This window comes from Virgibacillus sp. MSJ-26 (assembly GCF_018918075.1).
In the GTDB taxonomy this organism is placed as follows: Bacteria; Bacillota; Bacilli; order Bacillales; family Amphibacillaceae; genus MSJ-26.
On sequence record NZ_JAHLPW010000041.1, the window covers coordinates 1 to 2,963 of the forward strand.

The window sequence follows — 2,963 nt, forward strand, 5'->3', positions numbered from 1 at the left end:
AAAAGTTAGTTAAGTCCTCGATCAATTAGTATCCGTCAGCTTCACGTGTCACCACGCTTCTACCTCGGACCTATCAACCTCATCGTCTCTGAGGGATCTTACTCATTTAAAATGATGGGAAGTCTTATCTTGAGGATGGCTTCATGCTTAGATGCTTTCAGCACTTATCCGTTCCACACGTAGCTACCCAGCTATGCTCCTGGCGGAACAACTGGTACACCAGCGGTGTGTCCATCCCGGTCCTCTCGTACTAAGGACAGCTCCTCTCAAACTTCCAACGCCCACGACGGATAGGGACCGAACTGTCTCACGACGTTCTGAACCCAGCTCGCGTACCGCTTTAATGGGCGAACAGCCCAACCCTTGGGACCGACTACAGCCCCAGGATGCGATGAGCCGACATCGAGGTGCCAAACCTCCCCGTCGATGTGAACTCTTGGGGGAGATAAGCCTGTTATCCCCGGGGTAGCTTTTATCCGTTGAGCGATGGCCCTTCCATGCGGAACCACCGGATCACTAAGCCCGACTTTCGTCCCTGCTCGACTTGTAGGTCTCGCAGTCAAGCTCCCTTGTGCCTTTACACTCTGCGAATGATTTCCAACCATTCTGAGGGAACCTTTGGGCGCCTCCGTTACCTTTTAGGAGGCGACCGCCCCAGTCAAACTGCCTGCCTGAAACTGTCTCCGGACCGGATCACGGCCCTGGGTTAGAATGTTCATACAGTTAGGGTGGTATCCCACCGGTGCCTCCACGTAAGCTGGCGCTCACGTTTCAAAGGCTCCCACCTATCCTGTACAAACTGCACAAACACTCAATATCAGGCTACAGTAAAGCTCCACGGGGTCTTTCCGTCCTGTCGCGGGTAATGCGCATCTTCACGCATAGTATAATTTCACCGGGTCTCTCGTTGAGACAGTGCCCAAGTCGTTGCACCTTTCGTGCGGGTCGGAACTTACCCGACAAGGAATTTCGCTACCTTAGGACCGTTATAGTTACGGCCGCCGTTTACTGGGGCTTCGGTTCAACGCTTCGCTAAAAGCTAACGTGTCCCCTTAACCTTCCAGCACCGGGCAGGTGTCAGCCCCTATACTTCGCCTTTCGGCTTCGCAGAGACCTATGTTTTTGCTAAACAGTCGCTTGGGCCTATTCACTGCGGCTCAACTCGTAAGAGTCAAGCACCCCTTCTCCCGAAGTTACGGGGTCATTTTGCCGAGTTCCTTAACGAGAGTTGTCCCGCTCACCTTAGGATTCTCTCCTCGTCTACCTGTGTCGGTTTGCGGTACGGGCACCTATGAACTCACTAGAGGATTTTCTTGGCAGTGTGAAATCAGGAACTTCGCGAAATATTCGCTCCCCATCACAGTTTGAGATTGTTGGACGGATTTGCCTATCCAACTCTCTTGCTGCTTGGGCGCACATATCCATCAGTGCGCTTTCCGTATCCTACTGCGTCCCCCCATTGCTCAAACGCTCATGAGGTGGTACAGGAATATCGACCTGTTATCCATCGCCTACGCCTTTCGGCCTCGGCTTAGGTCCCGACTAACCCTGAGAGGACGAGCCTTCCTCAGGAAACCTTAGACATTCGGTGAAAGAGATTCTCACTCTTTTTTCGCTACTCATACCGGCATTCTCACTTCTAAGCGTTCCACCAGTCCTCACGGTCTGACTTCACAACACTTAGAACGCTCTCCTACCATTGTTCTAAGAACAATCCACGGCTTCGGTGATACGTTTAGCCCCGATACATTTTCGGCGCAGAGTCACTCGACCAGTGAGCTATTACGCACTCTTTAAATGGTGGCTGCTTCTAAGCCAACATACTGGTTGTCTGTGCAACTCCACATCCTTTCCCACTTAACGTATACTTTGGGACCTTAGCCGGTGGTCTGGGTTGTTTCCCTCTCGACTATGAACCTTATCACACATAGTCTGACTCCCAAATACAAGTAACTGGCATTCGGAGTTTGACTGAATTCAGTAACCCGGTAAGGGCCCCTAGTTCAATCAGTGCTCTACCTCCAGTACTCTACATTTGAGGCTAGCCCTAAAGCTATTTCGGAGAGAACCAGCTATCTCCGTGTTCGATTGGCTTTTCACCCCTACCCACACCTCATCCCCGCATTTTTCAACATACGTGGGTTCGGGCCTCCAGTCAGTGTTACCTGACCTTCACCCTGGACATGGGTAGATCACACGGTTTCGGGTCTACGACTGCATACTCAAATCGCCCTATTCAGACTCGCTTTCGCTGCGGCTTCGTGCTTAACACTTAACCTTGCATACAATCGTAACTCGCCGGTCCATTCTACAAAAGGTACGCCGTCACACATTAACGTGCTCCGACTACTTGTAAGCACACGGTTTCAGGTTCTATTTCACTCCCCTTCCGGGGTGCTTTTCACCTTTCCCTCACGGTACTGGTTCACTATCGGTCACTAGGGAGTATTTAGCCTTGGGAGATGGTCCTCCCGGATTCCGACGGAATTTCTCGTGTTCCGCCGTACTCAGGATACACTCCGGAGGAGACTTCCTTTCAATTACAGGGCTCTTACCTTCTTTGGCTGATCGTTCCAGATCGATTCATTTAAGAAATCTCTTGGTAACTCCATATGGAATGTCCTACTACCCCAGTGAGTAAACTCACTGGTTTGGGCTGTTTCCGTTTCGCTCGCCGCTACTTGGGAAATCGCATTTGCTTTCTCTTCCTCTGGGTACTGAGATGTTTCAGTTCCCCAGGTCTGCCTCGTGCATCCTATGTATTCAGATACACGTACTGTTCCATTACGAACAGTGGGTTCCCCCATTCGGAAATCTCCGGATCGCAGTTTACTTACAACTCCCCGAAGCATATCGGTGTTAGTCCCGTCCTTCATCAGCTCCTAGTGCCAAGGCATCCACCGTGCGCTCTTCTTCACTTAACTATCTTTAAAAAGTCATTTCAATGAATAAGCATATTATCT

Annotated in this window: 1 rRNA gene; it reads right to left on the minus strand. The window is 50.8% G+C overall.

Annotated elements, in window-relative coordinates:
* Positions 1 to 5: 5 nt before the first annotated feature.
* Positions 6 to 2,924, minus strand: a 23S ribosomal RNA gene (locus KQI49_RS18310).
* Positions 2,925 to 2,963: the final 39 nt, after the last annotated feature.